This window comes from Brachyspira catarrhinii, from assembly GCF_005518285.1.
GTDB lineage: Bacteria > Spirochaetota > Brachyspiria > Brachyspirales > Brachyspiraceae > Brachyspira > Brachyspira catarrhinii.
On sequence record NZ_SJDU01000705.1, the window covers coordinates 1 to 644 of the forward strand.

General features: G+C 20.2%; 1 pseudogene. It reads left to right on the plus strand.

From position 1 onward, the window contains the following. A pseudogene (locus tag EZH24_RS14450) lies at positions 1-644 on the plus strand (hypothetical protein); the annotation flags it as partial.

Here is a 644-nt window from a genome sequence, read left to right on the forward strand (position 1 = left end):
TAAAAATTTATTTCTAAAAATTTATATTCCGTTTGTGATTATTACGATTATTGCTCTAATCGTTTTACAAATTCTTGGTTCTAAAAAGCGAATTGGTTATTTAACCGATTTTAATTTGGAGATTGATAGAACTTTAGAATTAAATAATTTAAATGAAATTAAAGAAAATTTTATTATTGATAATGAATTGGATGAAGAAAGTATAAAAAATTATTTGCTTGCCAATGAAAATATAACAAATTATGTCCATCATTTCAGAATTAGATATTATGACAAAGTTTTTAGGAATAACGATATTTATGGAGTTTATGTCGATTTATCTAATTTGCCAAATTATATTGAAACTGCTCAAATGAGAGAAAAAGGAAGCCCTTTCGGAGATTTAATTTCAAGTAAAATAATTGAAGAAGATAAGATTGACAATATTAATTATACATTGAGGGTAAAATTAAAAACAATTAGTATAATTTGTAGTGTATTGTTATTAATATTAGTTTTATTTATATTTTCTAATAATATTTATAATTTTATCAAAACTTTTATTTATTATATTAATAAAGTTTTAGTTGAAAATAAGTTTATTATTTTAATTATTTTTATTGGATTAGTATTATTTATATTTCAATTTTGGCTTGGTTTTCCTG